The sequence below is a fragment of the Paraburkholderia sp. Ac-20336 genome (genome assembly GCF_017105025.1).
Taxonomy (GTDB): Bacteria; Pseudomonadota; Gammaproteobacteria; order Burkholderiales; family Burkholderiaceae; genus Paraburkholderia.
Genome location: NZ_JAAGPS010000045.1, coordinates 1 through 25,642, shown reverse-complemented (window position 1 = coordinate 25,642; position 25,642 = coordinate 1). Strand labels below are relative to the sequence as shown.

Annotated in this window: 19 protein-coding genes; 13 read left to right on the top strand and 6 right to left on the bottom strand. The window is 65.2% G+C overall.

Translation table 11 applies throughout. The features are described from left to right. The first annotated feature begins 586 nt into the window (after window positions 1-586). From GXB81_RS15510 to GXB81_RS15490, 5 genes are all read left to right on the top strand, one after another. The gene (locus GXB81_RS15510; RefSeq protein WP_205989684.1) at window positions 587-1,858 is read left to right on the top strand and encodes a VRR-NUC domain-containing protein; all 1,272 of its coding nucleotides are present in this window, start codon (window positions 587-589) and stop codon (window positions 1,856-1,858) included. Next, entirely contained in the window at window positions 1,839-3,014 is a 1,176-nt protein-coding gene (locus GXB81_RS15505) for a type VI immunity family protein (RefSeq protein WP_241016389.1), read from the top strand. The genes GXB81_RS15510 and GXB81_RS15505 overlap by 20 nt, the downstream gene beginning before the upstream one ends. Window positions 3,015-3,257: 243 nt before the next feature. Next, window positions 3,258-3,929 carry a dienelactone hydrolase family protein gene (locus GXB81_RS15500; protein ID WP_167041614.1) on the top strand — a complete coding sequence of 224 codons (672 nt, stop codon included), beginning with the start codon at window positions 3,258-3,260 and terminating at the stop codon, window positions 3,927-3,929. Between the two features lie 187 nt (window positions 3,930-4,116). Next, entirely contained in the window at window positions 4,117-5,169 is a 1,053-nt protein-coding gene (locus GXB81_RS15495; protein WP_205989683.1) for a rod shape-determining protein, read from the top strand. A gap of 360 nt (window positions 5,170-5,529) precedes the next feature. Then, window positions 5,530-6,318, top strand: a complete 789-nt coding sequence (locus GXB81_RS15490; protein ID WP_167041986.1) for an alpha/beta hydrolase — start codon at window positions 5,530-5,532, stop codon at window positions 6,316-6,318. 79 nt (window positions 6,319-6,397) lie between these two features. Here GXB81_RS15490 and GXB81_RS15485 read toward each other — a convergent pair whose 3' ends face one another. Then, on the bottom strand, window positions 6,398-6,799 hold the full coding sequence (locus tag GXB81_RS15485; protein WP_167041620.1) for a hypothetical protein: 402 nt from the start codon (window positions 6,797-6,799) through the stop codon (window positions 6,398-6,400). A 427-nt stretch (window positions 6,800-7,226) separates the two neighbouring features. On the opposite strand from GXB81_RS15485, the gene gltA reads away from it, so the two are divergent. From gltA to GXB81_RS15465, 4 genes are all read left to right on the top strand, one after another. Further along, window positions 7,227-8,525 (top strand): citrate synthase, encoded by a 1,299-nt coding sequence (gltA, locus tag GXB81_RS15480; RefSeq protein ID WP_167041623.1) that lies wholly within the window; start codon window positions 7,227-7,229, stop codon window positions 8,523-8,525. A gap of 283 nt (window positions 8,526-8,808) precedes the next feature. Continuing rightward, window positions 8,809-11,088 carry an amylo-alpha-1,6-glucosidase gene (locus GXB81_RS15475; protein WP_205989696.1) on the top strand — a complete coding sequence of 760 codons (2,280 nt, stop codon included), beginning with the start codon at window positions 8,809-8,811 and terminating at the stop codon, window positions 11,086-11,088. A 205-nt stretch (window positions 11,089-11,293) separates the two neighbouring features. Next, window positions 11,294-11,920: a hypothetical protein gene (locus tag GXB81_RS15470; RefSeq protein WP_346777798.1), complete on the top strand. Its 627-nt coding sequence runs from the start codon at window positions 11,294-11,296 to the stop codon at window positions 11,918-11,920. A 103-nt stretch (window positions 11,921-12,023) separates the two neighbouring features. Continuing rightward, the gene (locus GXB81_RS15465; protein ID WP_167281813.1) at window positions 12,024-12,878 is read left to right on the top strand and encodes a MurR/RpiR family transcriptional regulator; all 855 of its coding nucleotides are present in this window, start codon (window positions 12,024-12,026) and stop codon (window positions 12,876-12,878) included. 291 nt (window positions 12,879-13,169) lie between these two features. On the opposite strand, the gene GXB81_RS15460 is transcribed toward GXB81_RS15465, so the two are convergent. Then, window positions 13,170-13,478: a DUF4148 domain-containing protein gene (locus tag GXB81_RS15460; RefSeq protein WP_167041632.1), complete on the bottom strand. Its 309-nt coding sequence runs from the start codon at window positions 13,476-13,478 to the stop codon at window positions 13,170-13,172. Between the two features lie 370 nt (window positions 13,479-13,848). Here GXB81_RS15460 and GXB81_RS15455 point away from each other — a divergent pair, with 370 nt between their 5' ends. Continuing rightward, window positions 13,849-14,274, top strand: a complete 426-nt coding sequence (locus tag GXB81_RS15455; RefSeq protein ID WP_205989681.1) for an OsmC family protein — start codon at window positions 13,849-13,851, stop codon at window positions 14,272-14,274. Window positions 14,275-15,049: 775 nt separating this feature from the next. Then, window positions 15,050-15,322, top strand: a complete 273-nt coding sequence (locus GXB81_RS15450) for a YodC family protein (protein ID WP_167041637.1) — start codon at window positions 15,050-15,052, stop codon at window positions 15,320-15,322. Between the two features lie 98 nt (window positions 15,323-15,420). On the opposite strand, the gene GXB81_RS15445 is transcribed toward GXB81_RS15450, so the two are convergent. Next, window positions 15,421-15,732 (bottom strand): superinfection immunity protein, encoded by a 312-nt coding sequence (locus GXB81_RS15445; RefSeq protein ID WP_167041642.1) that lies wholly within the window; start codon window positions 15,730-15,732, stop codon window positions 15,421-15,423. A 163-nt stretch (window positions 15,733-15,895) separates the two neighbouring features. On the opposite strand from GXB81_RS15445, the gene GXB81_RS15440 reads away from it, so the two are divergent. Continuing rightward, complete coding sequence (locus tag GXB81_RS15440; protein ID WP_205989680.1) at window positions 15,896-17,356, top strand: M20 family metallopeptidase; 1,461 nt, start codon at window positions 15,896-15,898, stop codon at window positions 17,354-17,356. Window positions 17,357-17,673: 317 nt separating this feature from the next. Here the strand turns inward: GXB81_RS15440 and pdeR are convergent, their stop codons facing one another. The 3 genes from pdeR to GXB81_RS15425 form a co-directional block, all read right to left on the bottom strand. After that, window positions 17,674-19,677: a cyclic di-GMP phosphodiesterase gene (pdeR, locus tag GXB81_RS15435; protein WP_167281809.1), complete on the bottom strand. Its 2,004-nt coding sequence runs from the start codon at window positions 19,675-19,677 to the stop codon at window positions 17,674-17,676. Between the two features lie 198 nt (window positions 19,678-19,875). Further along, window positions 19,876-24,750 carry a DEAD/DEAH box helicase gene (locus GXB81_RS15430; protein ID WP_241016387.1) on the bottom strand — a complete coding sequence of 1,625 codons (4,875 nt, stop codon included), beginning with the start codon at window positions 24,748-24,750 and terminating at the stop codon, window positions 19,876-19,878. Window positions 24,751-24,938: 188 nt separating this feature from the next. Beyond that, window positions 24,939-25,289 carry a carboxymuconolactone decarboxylase family protein gene (locus GXB81_RS15425; RefSeq protein ID WP_167041651.1) on the bottom strand — a complete coding sequence of 117 codons (351 nt, stop codon included), beginning with the start codon at window positions 25,287-25,289 and terminating at the stop codon, window positions 24,939-24,941. 117 nt (window positions 25,290-25,406) lie between these two features. Here GXB81_RS15425 and GXB81_RS15420 point away from each other — a divergent pair. Further along, on the top strand, window positions 25,407-25,642 hold a 236-nt coding region (locus tag GXB81_RS15420; RefSeq protein ID WP_205989679.1), incomplete at its 3' end, for a cupin domain-containing protein.

Here is a 25,642-nt window from a genome sequence, read left to right as displayed (position 1 = left end):
GAGTGGGCGGCGGGTCCGTCGGGTACTCGTCGGAGCATACCTGTATTCGGGTTGAGGCGTCGGCGAGGCGGGCGGTGCAGGGCTGACCGGCGAGACCGGCCCATGGTGGCGAGTGTCGTTGCCTCGGGGCGACGGAGCGATTCACTGTCGGGAATGCCTTTCTCCAGAAATTTCAGGATTTCTCACAATCCCGACTATGGAAGGATCGTTGTCGCGGGCATGGATGTGCTGCGCAGGTCATGCGGCGAAAAGTCAAACAGGATGGCGTCTTTGACGGGTTTCAGGGAGCGCCGACCCGGTTTGCACGGCAGAGAGCTTGGGCCGGTTTGCAGAATCGTGTCGTTGCTTTTCCGTGAGAAGTTGGGAACGATCACACGCCATGCATCCGCAAGCCTGGCCTATCCGGCCCCGGGTGCGCCGCTCGGGGTTGCCGCCGTGGGAGCGGCGCGAAGAACCACGCGCTGAATAGCAGGGGAACCGGCGGTGTCATGGCCAAAGGTACGCCAGGAAAACGTCAGATGTACGGATGGAGTTTTTTGCCGGCTACATCGCCGAATAACGCGGACGGAAAGGAGACTATGAGGTTATGGCAGCACAGATGATTCCCGTTGACACAACGGTGACCATTCGGGAGGACATACCCAAATACGTCCGTCTTCCGCATCAGGCAATGGGTTACCTCGAAGAAAAAATCCGCTCGGCGATGTGGTGGCCCGAGGTGCTGCGGGTACAGAGGTCGGATGGCCTCGTGGGAACGAGCCTGCTCAAGCAGATTGCAATGAGCGCGGCGATTCGCGCGGATGAAAGGAAGCATGAGTTCTGCTGGCGGTATAAGGCTGAGGTGTCGTTTGATATGCGGCCTTGGCAAACAAGCAGACGTGCAAAAGCGCCAATTCCTTTTCTGAACAAGACCGACGGCGACACCCCCGGGCGCCGCCACAGCCAGAACCCGTTTCCTCTGCCCGGCAGCCTTGCGGGCGAAGTCCGCCGCCCGGATGTGGTGATCGTCGAGAACGAAGGCAACCGGTGGCCAGGGCGCGGAGCAGTCGATCACGACGGGATGGCGCAGTGGCCGAACCTGCTGAGGCTCGTCGAGGTCAAGTTTCCGGGAGACACCTGGGGAAAGGGACAGGAAGAAGACTATGTAGGGATAGCCGGCGATAACCACCACATGACTGTGCTGAAGGTCTCGGGCGGTGAGGAGCATGCGAAAGAGCTGGTCGAGGCGGCCATTGCCGCCGGATTCCTCGGCAAGGTCGCCGGCAGGCTGCTGCTGCGCGCCCGGCTCCGCTCGAAGATACCCGTCCCGCAAGCCGCATGGTTCGAGCCGTGGAGCGCGCTGGAGGGCGCAGCCGGTTCGACCGCGAACGGTGTGGCGGCGCTGTGGGATACGGCGGCACAAGGGGCCTGCGAGCTTTCTGACGAAACTCAGGCCTGGCTGCGTCAGAGCGCGCAGTGGCTGTTCGAGCAGGGTCGATGGATAACGGAAGCGAATGCCACTGGCCATGAATGGCACTACCTCGACGACGCAAACCACGCCGTGCAGCGCTACACCGCCGCAGAACTCAAGGCCGCATGGCAGCAGATCAGACAGCAGACCGACCTGACCGTCCAGCAACTGCGGCAGATCGACTGGGGACAGGTGTGCATCACCATGTCCGGGGGGATGGCCGTGGTTGTCCTCATCATCGATGGAGTCCTCGTTCCCGTCGTGCTAACGCAGGCCTTGGTCGGCGCGCTGGCCGCGCTGGTAGTGATCACCGCGACAGCGGGCGACGCGGCGCTGATGGCGGCACTGACCAGTCCACCCAATTTCTCTTTTACTTCAAATGGATCACATGATGAATTCTTCCCATAAAAAGCCGGTGCTGACACCGGCGGAAGCCTTCAGCCGCTATGGCGAGGAACTATGTCAGCACGACAACCGGGGCGGCGGGCTGGTGATCTTCCCCGGCGTAATCGGCACGGTGTTCTTCGAGCGCGGCTCGAAGCCCGATGTACGCCGGGGACTGCTCGCCTGCTTCGACCGTTTCGAGCAACTGTTTGGCCCTTACCTGAAAGGCGGCAGGAATGGCGATGACGGCCGCTTCAGCCGGAAGACGCCACGCGGGGTCGAGGCGATCCGCCGGGCAATTCTGGAAGTCCCGCCAGAGGTCAAGCTGGAAGTCGTACGCTCCAGCGCGATCGATGAGGATAGCGCTGCGGCCTATCAGATCGAGACGCTGACCGATGTGGCGGTAGCCGAGGACTATACCGATCCGTCAGGATTTTTCGTGAAGAAAGGGCAGGACTGTGGCTTGTCCTACCTCAAATTCTGGATGCCGATGGATTTCGTGAACACGCCCGAAGGTGTCCGGAGCTACGAAGCGTTCCTGCGCTTTGTCTGCGAACAGCTTCCGGTGCGGGGCGGCTACGGCGGATTCTCATCCATCCTGCCGTACAGTTTCCACGAGTACATGCCGCAGGAATGGGCGCTCGCGCAGCGGTTCAGCGGGCTGGAAATCGACAGCTATGCCTTTCTACAAAAGCAGGAATACGACACCATGTCGTACGAGGGTCAATCGACCGACCACATGACGGCGATTTATGAAGATCTTCGTCCCGGCGCCAAAGTCGGGCATTACGGGTTCATCAAGGGTGTGAACTGGTACACCCTCATTGGCGACCTGCTTGTCGACCGCCTCGGCGGGGAATCCGCCGTGCGAGCCGACCTGGCACGGCCTGACATTGGCATCGAGAGGATCGGCCATTGCCTGCTGATCCGCGCGGGCGACTTCCCCCGCCTCGGCGCGCCTGAAGAGGGACTTCCCAAACCCTACGTGTTCGTCAATCGCGTGCTACGTGTGCTGCGCAACCCCGTTCCCCCCTCGCTGCACACCAACGTGCCGGGTGCCGAGCATGCCGACCCCGATGGCACCCGTCGATGGGAAGCCCGCTTTGACCTACCCGGTGCGCCACTGTTGCCGCGCACGCCTGAAATCGTCCCCGCGAAGAAAAACGACCCAGCAAACTGACTCAGGACAACGGCATGGGTTTGATTCGATTTGACGACACCACCGACCACGGCGGCAAGGTCGCCATCGTGTCGAATCCAGCCATGTGAGTCTCACTCCGCCCCGAACACGAAAAAGTCCGCCTTCCCAGCACAAACCCACCCCACAGCGTATGCTCGCGCCTGAGGCCCCACGCGTCGTCTTCGCGTTCAGCAGCAGGGCCGCGCAACCCACCACGAATCCAACGCTAGAAAGGACCCCCCCATGAACTGGGAACAATTCGAACATGGCTGGCGGCGCGCGCCGGTGAATGCGCCCGCAACGAGTCTCGTCGTGCTGATGCACGGTGTCGGCAGCAATGCGCGCGACCTGATGCCGCTTGCCGATATCTGGAGCGAGAGCCTGCCCAAGGCGGCGTTCGTGTCGCTCGACGGCACCGAGCCGTTCGACGGCGGCTTCGGCGGCCGTCAGTGGTTCAGCCTGCGCGACGTCAGCGAGGCGAACCGCGCGGCGCGCGTCGCCGCCGCGTATCCGGCGCTGCGGCGCGTGCTCGACGCCGAACTCGCGCGCTGCCAGCTGTCTTTCGAAAAACTCGCGCTCGTCGGTTTTTCGCAAGGCTCCATCATGGCGCTGCATCATGTCGCGGAGAATCCGCAGGGCGCCGCAGCGGTCGTCGCCTATTCGGGGCGGCTCGCCTCTGCCATCACCGCGCATAACGACACACCGCGCGCCACGCCGCTCACGCTGATCCACGGCGAGGACGACAACGTGATCCCGGTGCGCGAACTCGAGCACGCCGCCGCCGCGTTCAGCGCGGCTGGTTATCCGGTCGATGCCTATGCGCTGCCCGGCGTCGGCCACACGATCACCGGCGAAGGCGTCGCGCTCGGCGGCGCGGCGCTGCAGCGCGCGCTCGATGCTGTGTCGCGCAATTGACACAGCGCTGATCGAAAGTGTCTCTAAAGGTTTCGATCCGCTTGCCGTTACAGGCTTAATGGATCGAGAATCATCTTCACCGCGCGCAAGCGCAACGCCCAGCCGGGCGTGGCGCGCGGTTCGGAGCACCGGGGGCGCATTCCAGACCCGCCTGAGACGGTGGATCACGACATATCAGAGCCTGCCTATGGCCACATCGACGCCGCATTACCCGCTTTTCGAGCGACTGTTCCGTCACTCCGTGGCGGTAGACCTCGGCACAGCCAATACGCTCATCTATACCGACGACGGCGGCATCGTGGTGAACCAGCCGTCCGTGGTCTGCTTCGAGAAAGAGCCGGCGACCGGACCGAAGCGCGTCGCGGCGGTCGGCACCGAGGCGCGTCAGCTGCTCGGCCGCGCGCCGCTCAATCTCGAAGCGGTGCGGCCGATGCGCCACGGCGTAATCGCCAATTTCTCGGCCGCCGAACAGATGATCCGGCAATTCGTCGACATGGCGCGTCCGCGCTCGCTGTTCAGCCGGCGCGCCGCGTTCACGGTGTGCGTGCCCGAAGGGGCGACCCAGGTCGAGCGGCGCGCGATCCGCGAGGCCGCCGAGGCGGCCGGCGCGTGGAAGGTCAGCCTGATCGGCGAATCGCTCGCGTCGGCGCTCGGCGCGGGCTTGCCGGTGAGCGAGGCGATCGGCTCGATGGTCGTCGACATCGGCGGCGGCACGACCGAAGTCGGCGTGATCGCGCTCGGCGGCGCCGCGTATAGCGGCTCGGTGCGCGTCGGCGGCGACAATTTCGACGCGGCCATCGTGAGCTACGTGCGCAATCTCTACGGCGTGCTGCTCGGCGAGCAGACGGCCGAGCACGTGAAGAAGAGCATCGGCTCGGCCGTGCACGACGTGCCGCTCGAACAGATGAGCGCGACCGGCCGCAGCGTCGACGACGGCTTGCCGCGCACGGTACAACTGAGCAACCGCGATGTCGCCGAGGCGATCGAGGGGCCGCTGCGTCAGGTGATCGGCGCGGTGAAACGCGCGCTTGAACTGGCGCCGGCCGAACTGGTCACCGATATCGCGCACAACGGCATCGTGCTGACCGGTGGCGGCGCGCTGCTCGGCAACCTCGGCCAACGCCTCACCGATGAAATCGGGCTGGACGTGTATGTCGCCGACGAACCGCTGACCTGCGCGGTGCGCGGCGCGGCGGCCGCCGCCGCGACGGGCCTGCTTGACGAAGCCGGGTTCGAGTGAGCGGTAGGGGGCTTGTGCGTGGGTGTCTGCGAGTGCGTTCGCATCCTTGCGCAATGACGCAATGACGTGCCGGCGAACAGGCCGATGAGCCGGCCCATGAGCCAGCCCATGAGCCAGCCCATGCGGGCTGATTGAAGCGTTCGACAGCGCTTATGTGACAATACGTCCCACGTCCCACTTTCAGGGATGCCAATGCGCTTCTTTTTTCAACGCTTTTTTGCTGGGGCCGCCGAATCCGCGTAGCGCCACGCCGCCCGTGAACCACTCGTGAATCAATCCGTTTCCACTTCTTCCGCTTCGTCCGCCTCATCTTCGTCTTCGCCCTCGTCATCCTTTATCGAATTGCAGAACGGTTTGCGCATGCCCTATGTCGAAGCCGGCGAGGGTGAATTGCTGCTGTTCGTGCACGGCTCGCTATGCGATTACCGCTACTGGCAGCCGCAGCTTGCCGGTCTGTCGAAGCGCTATCGCTGTGTCGCGGTGAGCCTCACGCATTACTGGCCGGTGACCGACAGCGGCCAGGACCTGCCGTTCAGCTGGAGCGGACACGCGGACGAAGTCGCGGAATTCATCGAGCGTTTCGGCGCGGGACCGGCGCACGTGGTCGGGCATTCGCGTGGCGGCTGTGTGGCGTTCCATTTCGCGCGGCGTCACCCCGAGCGCGTGCGCACGCTGACGCTCGCCGATCCGGGCGGGCCATTGCAGATCGCCGGCCGTCCGCCCGCGCGTCTGCCGGAAACGGTCAACGCGTTGCGCGCGAAAGCGGCGCAGCTGATCGAAACGGGCGAGGTGGAAGCGGGCCTGCAACTGTTCGTCGATTCGGTGAGCCGCCCCGGTTTCTGGGACATGAGCACGCCGGGCTTTCGCCGCATGGCGACCGATAATGCGCATACGCTCGCGCGGCAATTCCGTGATCCGCTGCCTACGTACGTGCCCGAGGAAGCGGCCGAGGTGCGCTGCCCGGTGCTGTTGATCGATGGCGAGAAGAGCCCCGACATGTTCCGGCGCACCGTGACCGCATTGCAGGGATGGTTGCCCGATGCGCGTCGCGAGACGGTGCGCGGCGCGTCGCACGGCATGAATCTCGCGCATCCGTCGGCGTTTAACCGCTATGTCGACGAGTTCGTCGAGGCGATGAGCGTGCGTTGAAGATGCGGTTGCAGTGAGAACATCACGGGCAATCGGTGGGCGTGCGCTTCACCGATTGCCCGCGAGACGCATGACGTCTTTATGCCTTGCGATGCGCATCCTTGTCGAGCGCACGTTCGGCTGCTTCGCCGACGAGCCCGTGATAGTAGAGATGCACGCCGATCGCGAGCGAGTCGTTGCGAATTTCATGGAACACCTTCCATGCTTTGGCCGGGTCCTTGAACAGCAGATAGTGCGCTTCCTGTGCGATGAGGTCAGCGACTTCATGCAGGCCGTGGCCGTGCAATACGTCCACGAGCGTATCGAGACTGCGATGCGTGCGCGCGTCGGTGCGCGGATAGAGCATGTGCAGTACGGCGACGTCCTGCGTCTTCAGCGCCGCCGACAACGCGACGACGATGTCCTGGTGATTGAGCGCGGTAACGGTGCTGTCTTCGGTATGGATGTGGTCCGGGAACAGCGTTTCGAGCGATGCGTTCATCGTGTCCTTCCTGTTTTTCTATCTGTTCAAAAAGCCCGCATCGGATAGCGGGCCGTAACGTCAAAGCACGGACCGAGTATCGCAGATGGATGCGGGCCGGCGCAGTGCGCGCGCCGCAAAACATTGTTGCAACGATGACGCTGACTTTCATTTAGCTGGCAATGCGCCGGGGCGCGTGAAGGCGACCCGATAGAACCGCGAGGCGTGCGTTCGCGGACGACGAACAGACGTGCGCCGGCAACGAATGTTGCGTGCATCGAGATGGATTGTTGCAGTCAATCGTCGCAATCAATGCGGCCTCGGCCCGTAGAATGCGGGGCGAGCCTGAGCATGCCCGTATTTCTCCGAGCGCGCGATGTCGCGCTTGCCTGTCCGACCCTCATGCATGCCGGCACGTGTTCGGTATCAAAGCAAAAGGAAGATCCAGATGAATTCGAAGACACACGCAACGCTGAGCTTCTCCGACAGCGATCAGACCATCGATCTACCGATCTATCAGGGCACGCTGGGCCCGGACGTCATCGACATTCGCAAGCTGTACGGGCAGACCGGCAAGTTCACCTACGATCCGGGCTTCATGTCCACGGCGTCGTGCAATTCCGAAATCACGTATATCGACGGCGACAAGGGCGAACTGCTGTATCGCGGCTATCCGATCGACAACCTCGCGCAGAATGCCGACTTCCTCGAAAGCTGCTACCTGCTGCTGAAGGGCGAACTGCCGAACGCGCAGCAGAAGGCCGAATTCGTCAACACCGTCACGCAGCACACGATGGTGCACGAGCAGATGCATTTCTTCTTCCGCGGCTTCCGCCGCGACGCGCACCCGATGGCGATTCTGGTTGCCGCAGTCGGCGCGCTGTCGGCGTTCTATCACGACTCGCTCGACATCTCGAACCCGGAGCATCGCGAAGTGTCCGCGATCCGCATGATCGCGAAGCTGCCGACGCTCGTCGCCATGGCGTACAAGTACACCGTCGGCCAGCCGTTCGTTTATCCGAAGAACGACCTGTCGTACAGCGCGAACTTCATGCGCATGATGTTCGCGAATCCCGCGGAGGAATACAAGGTCAACGACGTGCTGGTGCGCGCGCTCGACCGCATCCTGATCCTGCACGCGGACCACGAGCAGAACGCCTCGACCTCGACCGTGCGTCTCGCCGGTTCGTCGGGCGCGAATCCGTTCGCCTGTATCGCAGCCGGCATCGCGTGCCTGTGGGGCCCGGCGCACGGCGGTGCGAACGAAGCCGCGCTGAACATGCTCGAAGAAATCGGCTCGGTCGACAACATCCCCGAGTTCATCAAGCAGGTCAAGGACAAGAACTCGGGCGTGAAGCTGATGGGCTTCGGTCACCGCGTCTACAAGAACTACGACCCGCGCGCGAAGCTGATGCGCGAAACCTGCCACGAAGTGCTCGAAGAACTGGGTCTGCACGACGATCCGCTGTTCAAGCTCGCCATGGCACTCGAAAAGATCGCGCTCGAAGACGAATACTTCGTGTCGCGCAAGCTGTACCCGAACGTCGACTTCTACTCGGGCATCGTGCAGCGCGCGCTGGGCATCCCGACCTCGATGTTCACGTGCATCTTCGCGATGGCGCGTACGGTCGGCTGGATTGCGCAGTGGAACGAAATGATCGCCGATCCGGAGCAGAAGATCGGCCGTCCGCGCCAGCTCTTCATCGGCGAGACGCTGCGTGAAGCGAAGCCGCTAGCACAGCGCTAAACCGGTGCCGATGCGCGTGTCAATGCATTAGCGCTCCGTCGGCCCTTGAGGCCGGCGGGGCGCGGAAGTGTCGCGCCAACCTGCACGTCCTGTGCCACCGGAAACATCTATAAACACATTCCGCAAAAAACCGCACAAAAAAATCGAAACTCCTCTGTGATAAGTTCGTCTCACGCGCACGGACACTCTACAATCGGAAGCGACCGGGCAAGATGGCGGCACGCCTTGGGCATCATCCGGAAGTGACACTGAACGCAGCAGCGAATCCACAGGAGCGACCTTGATACAGCAGCCAGAAGCCCTCGGCGGGCTGACCCACTCGGGCGGCGTCGATCAACGCGAACCCGAGCAGGACGGCATCTTCATTCCGACGGAAAACCTCAACGTCGCGAGCGCCACGCAGCACGTGCTGAAGTCGGGCGACACCTTCATCGTCAACGATCCCCTCGGCGACATCACGGGCCACGAAGACGGCCTGTTCGTCAACGACACCCGCATGCTGTCGCAACTGCGCCTGACTTTCGGTGGCCGCGCGCCGTCGCTGCTGTCGGGCAGCGTGAGCAGCGACAACACCTCGTTCACCGCGCATCTGACCAACCGTCCGCTGCCGCCGCTTGGCGGCAACAGCACGCCCGAGGGCGTGATCCACGTCGAGCGCGTGCGCGTGCTGTCGGGCACCGTGCTCAACGAAGCGATCGAACTCACGAACTACGGCACGAGCGACGCGGTCGTGCCGCTGTCCATTTCGTTTTCGAGCGACTTCCGCGACATGTTCGAAGTGCGCGGTCTCAAGCGCGACAAGCAGGGGCGTATCGAACCGGCGCGCATCGAAAACCAGGAGGTGCTGCTCGGCTACCTCGGCCTCGACGACGTCGCGCGCAACGTGCAGATCGCGTTCTCGCCGCAGCCCGACAAGCTGTTCGCCGACCGCGCCGACTACACGATCAAGCTGCCCGCGCAGGCGTGCGTGTCGATCTATCTGTCGGTCGCGGTGCACCTCGTGCCGATGACGAACAAGCCCGGCGCCGACATCGCGCAGTCCGTGCATGCGGTAAGCGAGGCGCATCTGTCGCAGGTCGATGCGGAGCGCCCACGCGTCGGCCGCACGGCGGTGCGCGCGGCGCTCGTCGACGCGCACCTCGTGATGCGCGAACGCCGCCGCGCGAGTGCGCGCGTGCGCTCGGGCAACCCGCTGTTCAATGCGTGGATCGACCGCTCGTTCGCCGACCTGAGCCTGCTGACCACCGATCTCGCGACCGGTCCGTATCCGTATGCGGGCATTCCGTGGTTTTCGACCCCGTTCGGCCGCGACGCCGTTATCACGTCGCTGCAGACGCTGTGGCTGCAACCGCACCTCGCCGCGGGCGTGCTGCGCTTTCTCGCCGATCATCAGGCGCGCGAGAACTCGCCGTTCCGCGATGCCGCGCCCGGCAAGATCATGCACGAGATGCGCAAGGGCGAAATGGCCGCGGCCGGCGAAGTGCCGTTCGCGCTGTACTACGGCGGCGTCGACACCACGCCGCTCTTCATCGTGCTGGCCGGCGCCTATGCCGAGCGCACCGGCGACCTCGCGCTGATCGACGAACTGTGGCCGGCGCTCGAACGCGCGGCGCAGTGGGTCGCGGGCGTGTGCGACAAGAACCGCCATGGGCTGCTCGACTATCAGCGCGAATCGGACGGCGGGCTCGCCAATCAGGGCTGGAAAGACAGCCACGATTCAGTGTTCCATGCCGACGGCCGTTTCCCCGATGGCCCGATCGCGCTGGTCGAAGTGCAGGCCTATGCGAGCGCCGCGTTCGACACGATGGCCCGTTTCGCGAAGCTGCGCGATCTGCACGAGGAGGCCGGGCAATATGCCGGGCGCGCGCAGAAAATCCGCCGCTGCGTGGAAGAAAAGTACTGGATGGACGAGGCCGGCTTCTACGGCATCGCGCTCGACGGTCACGGCGAACTGTGCCGCGTGATGGCGTCGAATGCGGGACACCTGCTGGCGTTCGGGCTGCCTTCGCGCGAGCGCGGCGAAGCGGTCGTGCGCGCGCTCGACTCGGCGCTGTTCCATACTGGCTGGGGCGTACGCACGCTCGCCGCGAGCCAGGCGCGCTTCAATCCGATGGCGTATCACAACGGCTCGGTTTGGCCGCACGACAACGCGCTCTGCGCGCGCGGGCTGTCGCGCTACGGCGGCAAGGCGTCGGCGGTGCGGTTGCTGCAGGCGCTGTTCGAGGCCGCGGTCAATTTCGACATGCGCCTGCCCGAGCTGTTTTGCGGCTTTCCGCGCCGGCGTGGCGAGCCGCCGACCGCGTATCCGGTCGCGTGTCTGCCGCAGGCGTGGGCGGCCGGTTCGCCGTTCATGATGCTCGAGGCCTGTCTTGGCATCACGATCGACGCCGAGCGGCGTGAGGTGCTGATCGAACAGCCGATGCTGCCCGAGGGGATCGACTGGCTCGAAGTCGGCGATCTGCGGGTGGGCGATGCGTCGGTGTCGATCACGTTCCGCCGGATCGGCGAGAAGGTGGTGGCGTCGGCGGAGCAGGGCGATGTGCGGGTGGTGGCGCTGCTTTAACGCCGTGCCGCCGTTGTTGCGCGCCGTTGTTCCGTTGTCGCTCTGCCGTTACGTTGCTGCGTCATGCGCCGAGGCGGGCGTCCCGCTGTCAGCCGGATGTGACGCGTCGGGACGTGGGCCGGGGCGGGCATGCGCGATGCTACCCGATAGCCCATTCACTCACATTCCGGGAGGGCGGGTGCATCCGGCACGACGACTTGGAATAGTGCTGCTGTCGGCAGCGGCGTTGGGCTCGAGCGCGGCCTGGGCGAGCGACATCCAGTGCGCGACGACGCAGCAAGCCGCTGAGCGCGTCATATGCGATCACGCGATCCTGAACAACGAATACGACGATATCTTCGCGCAGCAACAGGCGCTGCTGCGTGACGGAAGACTCGTGGCCGCGCAACTGGTGCAATGGCGGCAAGCGCGCAACGCATGTGTCGACGTTCACTGTGTCGATGGCGTATTCGCTCAGTGGAAGACGATGGCAAGGTCTCTCGAAGCCGTTCCGCAGGCGGCGCCGATAGAGATGGCTTCGGATACGGCAGCGGCTCCGGTCGGGCCGAATCCGGAGGCGCCTCCTGCGCCGGCGTCGCAATCCGAAACGTCGTCGCCAGCCTCGCCGACCTCGGAGGCGTCGCTGGTGCATCAGGGCAGCGCCGCGGGCATCGCGCTTCCGCAACCGGTCGAGGCGTCGGATGCCACCGCGCCCGCGGTTGCGGTTGCGTCCGCGGCTTCCGCCGCGAGCGACGCTCGCCCGACCGGCATGAGCGCTGGCCTCCTGCTGGTTCTGCTGGTCGTGGTGGGGGCCGGCGTGCTGTTTGCACGCAGGACAAGGCGCGGCGGATGAGGCGAGGGCGGGCGCGTGCAGGTCGATCTATCCCCGTTGAAGCTGCCCCACCCGGTGGTAACATTTGTTGTCATCCTTACCTCCGGCGCCGCCCGGCCTCGCTATGCCTGACAGCTTCGATCAGCTTGCTGCCCTGATCCGGGCGCGCTTCTCCGACCTGAGCCCGCAGTTCCAGCTAGGGGCTGCTTTTCTGCTCGATCATCCCGACGAGGTCGCGGTGTCGTCGATGCGCAAAGTCGCCGAGCGCGCGCAGGTGCAGCCGGCGTCGCTCGTGCGGTTGTCGCAGCAACTCGGCTTTCCCGGCTGGAACGAATTGCGCAACCTGTTCGTCGCGCGCGTGCGCACGCGTCCCGAACCGTTGACGAGCCGCGCGCGTTCGCTCGTCAAATCCAAAGATGCGCTCGCGAACGATCTGCTCGCCGCGCAACAGCACAATCTCGCAGCGACCGCCGCGCATAACGGCCGCGCGATCGTCGAGGCCGCGCGGCTGTTGCGGCGCGCGCCGCATGTGCAGGTGGCGGGCTTCCGCTCGTGTTACCCGGTCGCGTTCGGGCTCGTGTACGGCTACCGGCTGTTCCGTCCGTCGGTGTCGTTGCTGAACGGCGAGGCCGGCACGCTCGACATGCAGTTGCGCGCGATCAGGCGCGACAGCGCGACCGTCGTCGTCAGCTTCGCGCCGTATTCGGTCGAGTCCGCGCGTGTTGCCGAAGCCGTGCTCGAAAAAGGCGGCAAGCTGATCGCGATCACCGACAGCGCCGTGTCGCCGATCGCGCTGAATGCCGACAAGGTGCTGATCTTCTCGCACGAGAGCCCGTCGTTCTTTCCGTCGCTGGTGGCCGCCACCGCGCTTGCCGAAGCGCTCGTCGCGCATCTGCTCGCGCTCGAAGGCGCGGGCGCGGTCGAACAGCTCGCGCTTGCCGAGCAGTCGTTGCATGCGAAGGGCGCCTACGTGTCGTGAGCGGGTTTGTCGCGCCGGCAACGTTCGTCGTGCGTTCCCGCGAAATCGACGCGGACGGATCAAATGGCACCGTTATGATTCATCCGGTTCTATTTTGCCTTTTATGACAACGTATGTTGTTTGACCACATAGAAAGACGCAATGCAAACGCCGCGATAACAGCGCAATAAAAAAGCCCCGCTTGCGAACGCCACAAGCGGGGCTTTTGTTTCTTACGGCGGCATCAACTGGGCTTCAGCCGCTTTGATTACCACAGCGAAGCCGCGCAAGCGCGCGGCTACAACGACGCACTTAATGACCGCGATACGTCGAGAAGAGCTGTTGCTGCACCGACGACGGCGTGCCCGCGTCCGACGAACTGGCCTTCACGCCGCCGACGTCCTGCGCGCCTTGCGCCGCGGCAACCACGCCTGTCGAGCCTTGCGGCATGGCCTTCGGATATTCGGCGTCGCTCTGATACAGGAGACCGGCTTTTTGCGCCGCCACCAGTTCGGCGCGCACCTGAGCGCGCGTGACCGGAGCGTTTGACTGCTGTGCGAACGACACGGCCGGAACGATAAGAGCCGATGCAACGACGACTGCGGAAAGAAGCGATTTCATGATGATCTCCGGTTTCGATTGTTGAGTGGATCGGTTTGAATGGTGTTGCCCGATCGGTTGAAGCGAGTCTATTTCTTACCGGGACCGTAAAAAAGACGATTTCCAAGGAAAGATTGTTACTATTATTGATATAGTTCAAAAAACGCTTTTCTTGACCTCGGGCATCGGAGTCCGGTCCGATCGCCGGCGCGCCGTCACGACGGCGGCACACGGAAGCGCCTATGATGAAAGCCGGTCCACGCCCGCGCCCCACAGCCGCGCGGCAGCAGCGACCGATGCCGGCGCGCGGACACATCCGGGCGGGACCGCCGCGCGGCAGGCATCGTCTTCGGTCGCACGGCACGCGGCAGGGCACCACAGGAGAGCGGCGATGAAGCGCAAGGCATCGGCAATCTGGCAAGGCGATCTGCAGCACGGCAAAGGCTCGATTTCTACCGACAGCGGCGTCCTCAAGGACACCCAGTACTCGTTTTCGACGCGCTTCGCGGACGGCATCGGCACGAACCCCGAAGAACTGATTGCGGCGGCGCATGCGGGGTGCTTCTCGATGGCGTTGTCGGCGGAACTGGGCAAGGCCGGCATCACGCCCGAGCGGGTCGGCACCACGGCCACCGTCACGCTCGACAAGGACGGCGGCGGCTTTGCGATCAGCGCCATGCATCTCGACGTGACGGTGAAGATTCCGGGCGGCGACAAGGCCGCGTTCGACAAGGCGACGGCCGACGCGAAGGCGGGTTGCCCGGTGTCGAAGGTGCTCAACGCGACGATCACGATGGATGCGAAGCTCGAAACCTGAGGCTGGGGGTTCATCCGCGCGGCAGCAAAGATAAACGGAAATAAACGGAAGCCGGCGATGGTGCGAGACCGTCGCCGGCTTTTTTGCGCGTTGCGCGGGGGCGGACATGGCTCGCCGTTGCCGTCGATCGTCTGCCTCGTGCGGCGGAAGGCCGTGAGCGGGAAGGCCGGGCTTACATCGGATGTTGCGCCGTCGACGTGGCAGACTGGCCTTTCCCCGCATTCGGCATTGCAGCAATCCGCAGCGCGTTTTTGCGTGCTTCGCGCAGGCAGTTTGAAAAATGCCGTACCACGATCGTTTTCAATGACCGGCTTATCGTAAAAATTTTGTCGTTTTAAAGAAAGACTGTATGAAAGTTTCAAGGGTTTATCAGTGAGTCTGTAATTCACAAGCCGTTTTGATTTGCATCAAACAGGAATAAACCCTATGCGGCATTGCGTCACGCTTCTAATATGACGAATCCGGGCCGCATTTTCTACCGGACGGGGAAGCCCCGTGCAAGTAAGTGTTGCGCTTGTGCGGTAGCGCACAAAGCGGTTGCTGGCATGGGATTCGGGAATTTCCCCTGTTGGATGGGAACTAAACCCGGCGGCTTCGAATTCAGCCGTAATGAAAGCGGTATCAATAAAAAATCGCTTGCCGCGTTTAAATTCAATTGTTAATCTCTCTCAAGTTTTAGAGCGCTCCTTCAGCAGTCAAAGTCGCAGTCAGGATCGATAAAGCGGCGCATTGGCCTGGCGCAATGACTTAATAACGCTCAACATGGGGATTCAATATGCTGACCGCGACCATTGACGCATTGCAGACACCGTCCGCCGCCTCGTTCAACGCAGGCGACGTGGTCACGCTGAAGGAAGGGGGCCCGCGCATGACCGTGACCTACGTGGGGCCGGTCGCGCTCAATCCCGGCAACTGGCTGATCTGCGAATGGTTCGACGAACACGGCGAACTGCGCCACGAGATGTTCGAGCCGGACAGGGTGCGGGCCGAGCCCCGTTCGATTCCGGCCGGCTCCGTGCAATGGAATCGCATGGGGCGCGCCGCGTGAGTCCGGTTGCGCGTGCAACGTGCGCCCGCTGCGCGAAGCACGCAATCATCGAAGCACATTCATCGAATCGCATCGTTCGACCCACACCTCGCGGCGAGTCACCGCTCCGGCCGGTTGCGCGCGGCCGTGCGCCGTTGCACGCGCGCCATCAGCGCCGATGAAAACGCCCGCATGCTCAGGAGCTTGCGCGTCTTGACGACGTCGCCCGCCAGCGTCTCCGGCGGGTTCGGCTGCAATGCCCAATAGAGCGCGAGCAGCCAGCCGAGCACGGTCCAGCCGAGGCAGGCATTGAAGAGCGCGAGCGTCAGCACGTCGCGGCGCTTGCGCCGGTCCGCGAGAATTGCCGGCAGAAAGTACAGCGCCAGCGCCGCCACCGCAGCGATGGCCTGCACGGCCACGTTACCGCTCATAAATATCTCCCGATGCGTGATGCATGCAGCGATTGTCGCGCGAACGGCGTACTCGCGCAGCGCCGCTGCACGAGTGCGCATCAAGGCATGTCGAGGGGTTCAGCCCGGCGCGCATCGGGACTATCATGATCGTTTCGACTGACCCGCCCCCACGGACGCCATCATGACCCCCGACGATACCCAGCAGGTGCAACGCCTCGACCCGGACACACTACGCGAATTCGTCGAGCGCAAATGGAACGACGAGATCGTCCCCGCGCTGACGGACTACATCGCGGTGCCAGCCAAGAGCCCGGCCTTCGATCCCGACTGGGCGAGGCACGGCTATCTCGAACGCGTGATTACGGACGCGGCGCAATGGGCCGAGCAGCAGCCGGTGCGCGGTCTGACGCTTGAGGTGATGCGCTTGCCGGGGCGCACGCCGGTGATCTTCTTCGAAACGGCCGCGACGCGCTCGGGCAGCGACGAAACCATCGTGCTGTACGGCCACCTCGACAAGCAGCCCGAATTCGACGGCTGGCGCAACGACCTCGGCCCGTGGACGCCGAAGTTCGAGGACGGCAAGCTCTACGGCCGCGGCGGCGCCGACGACGGCTATGCGATCTACGCGAGCCTCACGGCACTCGCCGCGCTCGACGCGCAGGGCGTCGAGCGTCCGCGCTGCGTGGGTCTGATCGAAACCTGCGAGGAGTCGGGCAGCTACGATCTGCTGCCGTACGTCGACGCGCTGCGCGAGCGGCTCGGCAATGTCGGCCTCGTCGTGTGCCTCGACTCGGGCGCGGGCAATTACGACCAGTTGTGGCTTACCACGTCGCTGCGCGGCCTCGTCGGCGGCGATCTCGAAGTGCAGGTGCTCGACGAGGGCATTCATTCGGGCGTCTATGGCGGCATCGTGCCGTCGAGCTTCCGCATCATGCGTCAGCTGTTCGACCGGCTGGAAGACTCGGCGAACGGCACGCTGCTGCCCAGGGGCTTCCATTGCCCGATCCCGGCGGACCGCCTGCGCGAAGCGGAAGCGACCGCGCGCATTCTCGGCGACGACGTCTGGAAGAAGATGCCGTGGGCCTGCGGGCAGGATGGCCGCCAGGTGCTGCCCACCACCAGCGATCCGCAGGAGGCGCTGCTCAATTCGACGTGGCGGCCGTCGCTGTCGGTGACGGGCGCGGCCGGCTTGCCCGCACTCGCGGATGCCGGCAACGTGCTGCGTCCGCGTACGGCGTTCAAGCTGTCGCTGCGTCTGCCGCCGCTCGTCGAGGCGGAAAAGGCCGTCGCCGAACTGAAGGCGCTGCTCGAACTCGATCCGCCGTACAACGCCAAGGTCACGTTCAAGCCCGACGCGGGCTCGGCGAACGGCTGGAGCGCGCCCGATGTCGCGCCGTGGCTTGCCACCGCGCTCAACGACGCCTCGCGCACGCATTTTGGCGCGGATGCGGCCTATATGGGGCTGGGCGGCACGATTCCGCTCATGAACGTGTTGCAGGAGGGCTTCCCGAAATCGCAGTTCATGGTGTGCGGTGTGCTCGGGCCGAAGTCGAACGCGCATGGGCCGAACGAGTTCCTGCACGTGCCGTACGGCAAGAAGCTTACGGCCGCGGTGGCCGAGGTGATTGCCGCGGCGCCCTGAGTGCGGGAGGAAGAGGCGGAGGGTTTGGTGCCCGTCGCTTTACGCATGGCATCGGCGTGATCTCGCGGCGTCTCGTTGCAGCGGGAAGCAGCAGGTTTAGCGCTTGTCGCTTCGCGCATGGCGCCAGTGCGATCCCATGCCGTCTCGCCACCGCCGGAAGAAGCGGCGCGCTCTGCGGCCGCCGCTTTGGGGAGGGTGTAGGTCTGATCCCGCGCCATCTCGCGCTGTTTCGCATAGCTTGCGCGCCATATCGGCGTGAGCAGGAAAGTGTCGGTCCGCAAACCGGCGCACCTGCAACCAGCGCAGAAGCGTGACGCTCAGGCGATCAGCCTGAGCTTGCGCCGGTCGAGCAGCCAGCGCTCGAATTCGGCGGCGGGCATCGGCTTGCCGTACAGGAAGCCCTGCACGTAATCGACGCTGAGCCCCTTCATGAATGCCTCTTCGGCCTCGGTTTCGATGCCTTCGGCCACCACCTGGAAGTCGAGCTCCTGGGCAACCGCGACCATCGAGCGCACGAGTGCCTGCGCCTTCGTGTCCGCATGGATCGAGCGCACGAAGCTGCGGTCGAGCTTGATGACGTCGAGCGGAATGCGGCCCAGTTGCGACAGCGACGAATAGCCGGTGCCGAAATCGTCGAGATGCACTTGCGCGCCGAGCTGGCGGAACTGCTTGATCAGTTCGATGGCGGCCGCTTCGTTTTCGATCAGGCAGCTTTCGGTGAGTTCGAGGTCGAGCAGGCAAGGGTCGAGGTTCGCGTGATGCAGCGCCTCGGCGAAGTGCCGGACCACGGCGGTATCGGTCAACTGGCGCGCCGATACGTTGATCGCGATGCGCAGATCGTAGCCGGCCGCGTTCCAGCGAGCCGCCTGTTTCGCGGCGGTTTCCATGACCCAGCGGCCGAGCACGCCGATCAGTCCGGATTCCTCAGCATAGCGGATGAATTCCACCGGCATGATCTGCCCGCGCTCGGGCGAATTCCAGCGCACGAGCGCTTCCGCGCCCTGCACGGCGCCGCTCGCGAGTGCCAGCTTCGGCTGATAGTGCAGCGCGAACTGGCCTTCTTCGAGACCACGGCGCAGGTTCGTGTCGAGCCACATGAATTCGGCGACGCGCCGGTTCATGTCCGGCGAGAACACGCGGTGCGTGCGCTTGCCTTCGTCTTTCGCGACGTACATCGCGGTGTCGGCCGAGCGGATCAGCGAGTCGAGACTGTCGCCGTGCTCCGGCGAGCGCGCGATGCCGATCGAGCAGCCCGTGTAGACCTCCACGAGCCCGATCGCGAACGGCATGCGCATGCGGTCGAGAATGCGCTGCGCGGTGTGTTCGAGTTCGTGCGCGGTGCCTTTGGCCGCGAGCACGATGAATTCGTCGCCGCCGAGCCGCGCGAGCGAGTCGCCCGGATTCAGGCAATTGCGGATCGCATCGGAAACGTCGCAGATCAGCCGGTCGCCGAATACGTGGCCGTAGTGATCGTTGACCTTCTTGAAGTTGTCGAGATCGAGAAACAGCACACCGACCGCTTCGCCCGGCGCGGCCTGCTCGATGGCGATCTGGATCTTCTCCTGGATCGCGTTGCGATTCGCGAGGCCGGTGAGCGGGTCGGTGGTGGCCTGCTCGATGAGCCGTTCCTGGGCGAGCCGCTGTTCGGTGACGTCGGTGCCCGAGCAGATCAGGAATTGATCCTCGATGCCGGTGCCGCTGCGCACGAACTTGTTGCGAAACAGGAAGAGCCGTTCGCCATGCACGGTTTTGATGCGCCGCTCGATCTCGTACGATTCGCCGCGATTGAAAAACGCGGCGAGGTTCCGGCTCGAGGCCGTATCGTTCCCGGACGGCATGAACAGCGTCCACACGCTGCGGCCGATGATGTCTTCTTCGCGGATGCCGGTCAGGTCTTCGGCGAGCCGGTTGAAACGTTGTATCCGGCCATGCCGGTCGACGATGACCACGACCGAATTGACTTCGGAGACCACCTGTTCCGCAAACGCAAGACCGTGCAGCAGCGCGTGGGCGACGGCTTCGGTGTCGTGGTGGGCCGAGGCGGTGCCGCTCCACGTGTGATGGTCGCGCCGCTTGCCGACCAGGTGCAGACGCAGCGGCGCACCGGCCAGTTGCACTTCGACGACGACGTGCGAGGTCGCGCCGGTCAGGCCGCGGATGGACGAGGCTTGTTGAGGAGTCAGGGGAATCGCGACGCCGGCGGGTGTGCCGCCGCGCACCGGCATCAGTTCGAGCACGTCGCGGCCGGCCGACAGATGCCAGCGCGGGCTGCTCGTGCCGAACTGCTGGTGAAGCACCTGGTCGTGTTGCGCGTCGCTCATGAAGTCCCCGGGCAGTGTGCCGGCAGTCCCTGTCAGCGCGGGTGTCGGCAGACAGTCTTCCTCATACTAAAGTGAAACTGCTTCATTGTATCGAAGCGTTTGAATTCAGGCGCATAAAACGCGTATAAAACGTTAACGGCCAGTGCGGACAAAAACTTCAGGATGGCGCCGCGCCAAGCCGTGTTTTCAGCAACGCCTTCACAACTTCCGTGCAAGCAGGGCACGCGCCCGTTCCCGTTCGACGGGATGCGCATCGAGCGCGGCGTCGAAGCAGAACTTGCCGGCCACGAGCGTGGCCGCAACCACGCCGTCGCGATACAGCACGCGGTTTCCCGCGACCGCCGGCACGCGTTCGCCCACCAGCAGCGTGCCCGCGAGATTCAGCGGGTCCGTGCCTGCAACACAGACAAAAGCTCCGTCGTTCGCATGCCGCCGCACTTCGCGCAGCAGCGGAATCGCCTCGGGCAAGGCGAACTGCTCGCCGGCGAGTCCATTGACAAAACGTCCGCCGCGGATCACGCCGCGCGCTTCGAGCCGCTGGAACACGCGCAGCAGATCGCGCCACGGCGGCAGCCATTCCGCTTCGCGTTCGAGCACGCGCCAGAATACGACGCCATAGCGGCGCAACAGTGTCATCGCGACATGTTCGAGCACCTCGGGCGGCAACGGGCGACGACGTTGGGGCAGGTTTTCCGCCGCTTTGACGCCGCTGCCGGTTGCGTGGGCCGCCTCGCTGGCTGCGGCGGTATCGGCGGCTGGGCGGCGGCTCACGAGCGCCCAGCGCCCCGCGTCGTCCATGCCGCCGATCAGCGCGCCCGATCGCGCGCGCCGGCCGCTCGAAAACGCGTTGCGCTTCGTGACCGGCTTGAGCAACGCGCGCAGGCCCGCGAAGCTGTCGGAGTTGACGAGTCCCGCGGCGACCAGTTCGCCGAGCGCGCCTTCGAGCTCCATCCGCAGCACGCGAATTTCCGCGAGCAGTTCGTCGAAGAACATCGCGCCGTGCTGCGCGAGCGCGTCGTACACGCTTTGCGCGAGCGCCGACACGTCCACCTGCCGAGCGGGATCGAGCAGCGCGCGCCAGGTGCGGACCTCGGCGCGCGGCAACAGCACGATCGGCGTGCTGCGGATCGGACCGGCGGTGCCGCGCGCGCGTTCGGTCAGGCGTGTCCAGACGAGCTTGCCGGAGCGGCATAGTTCGTCGAGCGAACTATTGGCATAGGCGCGCACGCGCGCCGGCAGGATGTCTTCTTCCCAGGCGGCCGCCGCGGCCTGGAAACCTTCGAGCTGATCGAGCGCGGCCGCGAGCGCGTCGCGGCCTTCGGCGTGCGTGTCCGGCATCAGATGCTGCCACTCGAACAGGAAGCGCATGAAGTCGTGCCGCTCGACCGGCTCGATTTCGCGCCGCAGACGCCGCACCGTGTAGCGATGAATGCGCGCGAGCAGATGCCGCTCGCACCATTCCTCGACGCTGCCTTGCGGCGTGAAGCGGCCGCGCAGCAGATAGCCTTCGGCTTCGAGCCGCACGAGCGCCTGCTCGACCTGGTGCGCGGGCAGGCCGAGCGGCTGTGCGATCGCCTCGACCGTGAGCGGGCCGAAGCCGGTCAGACGCGCGCGCAGCACGTCGACGAGCGCGTCGTCGGCGTTCCAGCTATCGGTGTAGCCCTTCGGCGCGCTCAGTTGCGGCGCGTAGTGCTCGCGCGGAATACCGGGGTAAAGCGCGGCGAAGCAGGTGAGGCGTTCGGCGGGCAGCCACAGCGCGTCGCGGGTGGCCGTGCCGGCGTCTGCGTTTGCGTTTGGGCGAGCGGCGAGTGGCATGCGCGTGGCGCGTCCGGCTTGCGCGAGCGATGCGAGCAACGCCGGCCATTCTTCATACGCTTGCGCCTCGGCTTCGGTGATGCAGGCGAGACCCGTCAACGCTTCGTGCATTTCGTCGGCGTTGCGCGCCTGCGGCCAGGCTTCGTCGCGCACGCTGTCGATCGCGGAGGCGTCGAGCGCGCCGAGGTCGTCGGCGCTCGACGGATCGCTCCAGCGGCGGTTTTGCACCGCCAGAGTGCGGCGTTCCTCGATCGGCGCGTCGTCGAGATAGGCGTACGGCTTCGCGGTCAGGATTTCGGCGGCAAGCGGCGAGGGCGCCGGCAGATCGCGCGCGACGAGCCGCATCTCGCCGTGCTCGATGCGGCGCAGCAGCGCGAGCCAGCGTTCGCTGTCCATCGCGTCGTGCAGGCAGTCGTCGATAGTTTGGTCGACCAGCGGGTGATGCGGCACTTCGCGCTCGCCGACGATGTTTTCGAGACACGCGGCCTGCTCGGGAAACACGCTCGCGAGCAGATCTTCGCTGCGCATCCGTTGCAGTTGCGGTGCAGTCTTGCGGCCACCCGTGTAGCGCGGCAAACCGAGCGAGGTCGTCGCGTTCCAGCGCCAGCGCACGCCGAAAAGCGGCGCGTCGAGCAGCGCCTGGATCAGCAGATGCTCGGCGCTGTTCGAATGCAGATAGCGCCATACGTCGTCGAGCACGAACGAATGGCTGCCGGTCAGCGACAACACGATCGCGTCCTCGGTCGCGGCCGCCTGCAACTCGAAATTGAAGCTGCGGCAGAAGCGCTTGCGCAGCGCGAGCCCCCACGCGCGGTTCACGCGGCTGCCGAACGGCGAGTGGATCACGAGCTGCGTGCCGCCCGATTCGTCGAAGAAGCGCTCCATCACGAGCGTGTTCTGCGTCGGCAGCACGCCGAGCGCGGCGCGGGCGCGCGCGAGGTAGTCGACGATCTGGCGCGCGGCGGGCTCGTCGAGCGCGAGATGGTCGATGAGCCAGGCGACGGCGTGGTCGATGCGCGGCGAGCCGGCTGGCGTGGAGGTCGTGAGGGTTGCGCTCGCGGGCGGGTTCGTCGCGGTTACGGTTGCAACCGGATTTGCAACCGCGTTTGCGCATTTATCGTCACCAGGTGCTGGCGATGCGACTGCGTGGGTCGCAACGGGTTGCGCCTGCTGTTCAATCGCGGCTGTTGCCTTGGCTTTGCGCCGGGTTTTCGCAGCCGCTTTTGCCGGTGCAGCTATTGTCGCGCCGGTCGCGGCTTCCGCTTCGATCTCCGCCTCGGCTTTTGCGCTGACTTCTGCCTTAACGTCGACTCCCACCGACTTCGCCACCCCCAGCGCCCCCGGCTCGCGCTCCGTAAGCAGCCGCTCGATCTGCTCGCGCAAGCGCGCGACCGCGAACGACAGTTCATCGCTGCGCCCCGGCGCCTCGCCGAGCCAGAACGGAATGTTCGGCGGCTGCCCGTGCGCGTCCTCGACACGCACGCGGCCGCTCTCGATGCGCAGAATCCGGTACGACGCATTGCCGAGCTGGAACACGTCGCCGGCCAGGCTCTCGACCGCGAAGTCCTCGTTGACGGTGCCGATGTTGATTGCCTGCGGTTCGAGCACGACCGCGTAGTCGGCGTTCTCGGGAATCGTGCCGCCCGAGGTGACGGCGACGAGCTTGCCGCCGCGCCGGCCGCGCAGCGTGCCGCTGACCGCGTCGCGATGCACATAGGCGGCGCGCGGCCCCTGGCGGCTCGTGTAGCCGTCGACGAGCATGCGCAGCACCGCGTCGTATTGCTCGCGCTCCAGTTCGGCATACGGCGCGGCGCGGCGGATCATCTCGAACAGTGCGTCCTCGCTCCACTCGGTGCTCGAGACTTCCGCGACGATCTGCTGCGCGAGCACGTCGAGCGGCGCGCGCGGAATCCTTAGCGCGTCGAGTTCGCCGCGCCGCACGCAATCGAGCAGCGCCGCGCATTCGAGCAGATCGTCGCGCGACGCCGGAAAGAGCCGCCCCTTCGGCATGCCGCCGACGTGATGGCCCGAGCGTCCGACGCGCTGCAGAAACGGCGCGATCGCGCGCGGCGAACCCATCTGGCAGACCAGATCGACGTCGCCGATATCGATGCCGAGTTCGAGCGACGCAGTCGCGATCAGCACGCGCAATTCGCCGCGCTTAAGGCGCTGTTCGGCATCGAAACGATGTTCTTTCGCGAGGCTGCCGTGGTGCGCGGCAACCGCCTCCTTGCCGAGCCGTTCCGTGAGATGCCGCGCGGCACGTTCGGCCATGCGGCGCGTGTTGACGAACACCAGGGTCGTGCGATGCAGCGCGACGAGTTCGGCGAGGCGATCGTAGACGCGCTCCCACACTTCGTTCGGCATCACCGCTTCGAGCGGCACGGGCGGGATGTCGAGCGCGAGGTCGCGCGCGCGAACATGGCCGACGTCGACGATCGCGCAATCCACGGGCGAGCCGTGTTCGATGCCGGTTCCGCCGACCAGAAAACGCGCCACCGCTTCGACCGGCTTTTGCGTCGCGGAAAGACCGATGCGCGGCAAGCGCCGCTCGCACAGCGCGTCGAGCCGTTCGAGACTGAGCGCGAGATGGCTGCCGCGCTTGCTGCCCGCGAGCGCATGAATTTCATCGACGATCACCGTGCGCGCCGTCGCCAGCATGCGCCGCCCCGAATCGGAGCCGAGCAGCACGTACAGCGATTCGGGCGTGGTGACGAGAATGTGCGGCGCGCGTTTTTTCAGTGCGTTGCGTTCCTGTTGCGTGGTGTCGCCGGTGCGCACGGCCGTGCGGATCTCGAGCGGCGGCAGGCCGAGCGCGTCGAGTTCGGCGGCGATGCCCGCGAGCGGCATCTGCAGATTCAGGCGGATGTCGTTCGAGAGCGCCTTGAGCGGCGAGACGTAAACCACGAGCGTTTCGTCGGGCAGCGTGCCGCCGTTCGCGAGCCCTTGCCGAACCAGTTCGTCGAGTGCCGAGAGGAACGCGGTGAGCGTCTTGCCGGAGCCGGTCGGCGCGGCGACCAGCGTCGAGCGACCGCTGCGGATCGACGGCCAGGCGGCGGCCTGGGCGTCGGTGGGCGCGGCAAACGTCTTCAGGAACCAGCCGGCGACGGCCGGATGAAAACCGTCCAGCGCGCCGTCCAGCGCGCGCTGCGCCGGCGCGGGTTTCACCGCGGGCCGCGCCGGGCTCGCGCGCGAGCGGGATTGCCTCGCGTGCGGAGTCGCGTCGAGCGCGGCAGAAGTCCTGGTCGAAGAAGTCATGCTCGTCTAGATGAGGGCGGCGCGCGGCATATCCAGTGGCGATGCGATGCGAGGCGGGCGGCCCGGATTTTGTCGCGGCGCGTCATATCGAATCGTTCGGCGTCGGAGTCAGTCTCGCAGTTTTTTGCGACTTTTGCGCGGCACGCCGGGATTTGCGTGGCCTGACCTTGCGCCCAGGCATCCGCCGATTACTTCGCGGCGTCCTCGCTATAAGCCGCCACGGCGTCCATCGTGCGGGCCGAGTACACGAGCGTCGCGCCCGCGTTGACCGCCATCGCGACGCCGAGCGCTTCAGCTATTTCCTCGCGCGTCGCGCCGTGTTTCAGCGCCTCGGCCGTGTGCACGGTGATACAGCCGTCGCAACGCAGGCTGACCGCGACCGCGAGCGCAATCAGTTCGCGCGTCTTCGCGCCGAGCGTGTCGGTCTTCTGGCCGGCGCCCGACATCGCCCGATAGGCCTTCACGGTGTCCGGCGCGAGCTTCGACATCTCGCCGATACGGCCGAACAGTTCCTTGCGGTAATCGATCCAGTTCAACATGGCAGTGCTCCTTGGTCTGTGGCGCACCGGCGGATGCCGGCGTCGTGGGAGAAAGTATTGCGCGCCGCCGCGATATCCCGAATACTCGGTTCGCTCAACTTTTAGCGCGGGCGTCTCATGGACACACTCAGCCGGCTGATCGACCTCGCCCGTCCGCAAGCGAGCCTCGACTTGCGCTGCATGCTCTCGGGCGCGTTCGATATCGATCACGCGCCGATGGAAGCGGGCATCGCGCCGTTTCACCTCGTGCTCGGCGGCGCGTGCGCGATCGACACCGCGGGCGGCGCCGTCGAATTGCAGGCCGGCGACTTCGTGCTGTTTCCGCGCGGCGCGGCGCATCGCGTGCGCGACCA

What these genes read in the sequence shown, in the direction of transcription:
- GXB81_RS15510 (WP_205989684.1), top strand. Translation starts at nt 587, where the DNA reads ATGGCAGCACAGATGATTCCCGTTGACACAACGGTGACCATTCGGGAG.
- GXB81_RS15505 (WP_241016389.1), top strand. Translation starts at nt 1,839, where the DNA reads ATGATGAATTCTTCCCATAAAAAGCCGGTGCTGACACCGGCGGAAGCC.
- GXB81_RS15500 (WP_167041614.1), top strand. Translation starts at nt 3,258, where the DNA reads ATGAACTGGGAACAATTCGAACATGGCTGGCGGCGCGCGCCGGTGAAT.
- GXB81_RS15495 (WP_205989683.1), top strand. Translation starts at nt 4,117, where the DNA reads ATGGCCACATCGACGCCGCATTACCCGCTTTTCGAGCGACTGTTCCGT.
- GXB81_RS15490 (WP_167041986.1), top strand. Translation starts at nt 5,530, where the DNA reads ATGCCCTATGTCGAAGCCGGCGAGGGTGAATTGCTGCTGTTCGTGCAC.
- GXB81_RS15485 (WP_167041620.1), bottom strand. Translation starts at nt 6,799, where the DNA reads ATGAACGCATCGCTCGAAACGCTGTTCCCGGACCACATCCATACCGAA.
- gltA (WP_167041623.1), top strand. Translation starts at nt 7,227, where the DNA reads ATGAATTCGAAGACACACGCAACGCTGAGCTTCTCCGACAGCGATCAG.
- GXB81_RS15465 (WP_167281813.1), top strand. Translation starts at nt 12,024, where the DNA reads ATGCCTGACAGCTTCGATCAGCTTGCTGCCCTGATCCGGGCGCGCTTC.
- GXB81_RS15460 (WP_167041632.1), bottom strand. Translation starts at nt 13,478, where the DNA reads ATGAAATCGCTTCTTTCCGCAGTCGTCGTTGCATCGGCTCTTATCGTT.
- GXB81_RS15455 (WP_205989681.1), top strand. Translation starts at nt 13,849, where the DNA reads ATGAAGCGCAAGGCATCGGCAATCTGGCAAGGCGATCTGCAGCACGGC.
- GXB81_RS15450 (WP_167041637.1), top strand. Translation starts at nt 15,050, where the DNA reads ATGCTGACCGCGACCATTGACGCATTGCAGACACCGTCCGCCGCCTCG.
- GXB81_RS15445 (WP_167041642.1), bottom strand. Translation starts at nt 15,732, where the DNA reads ATGAGCGGTAACGTGGCCGTGCAGGCCATCGCTGCGGTGGCGGCGCTG.
- GXB81_RS15440 (WP_205989680.1), top strand. Translation starts at nt 15,896, where the DNA reads ATGACCCCCGACGATACCCAGCAGGTGCAACGCCTCGACCCGGACACA.
- pdeR (WP_167281809.1), bottom strand. Translation starts at nt 19,677, where the DNA reads ATGAGCGACGCGCAACACGACCAGGTGCTTCACCAGCAGTTCGGCACG.
- GXB81_RS15430 (WP_241016387.1), bottom strand. Translation starts at nt 24,750, where the DNA reads ATGACTTCTTCGACCAGGACTTCTGCCGCGCTCGACGCGACTCCGCAC.
- GXB81_RS15425 (WP_167041651.1), bottom strand. Translation starts at nt 25,289, where the DNA reads ATGTTGAACTGGATCGATTACCGCAAGGAACTGTTCGGCCGTATCGGC.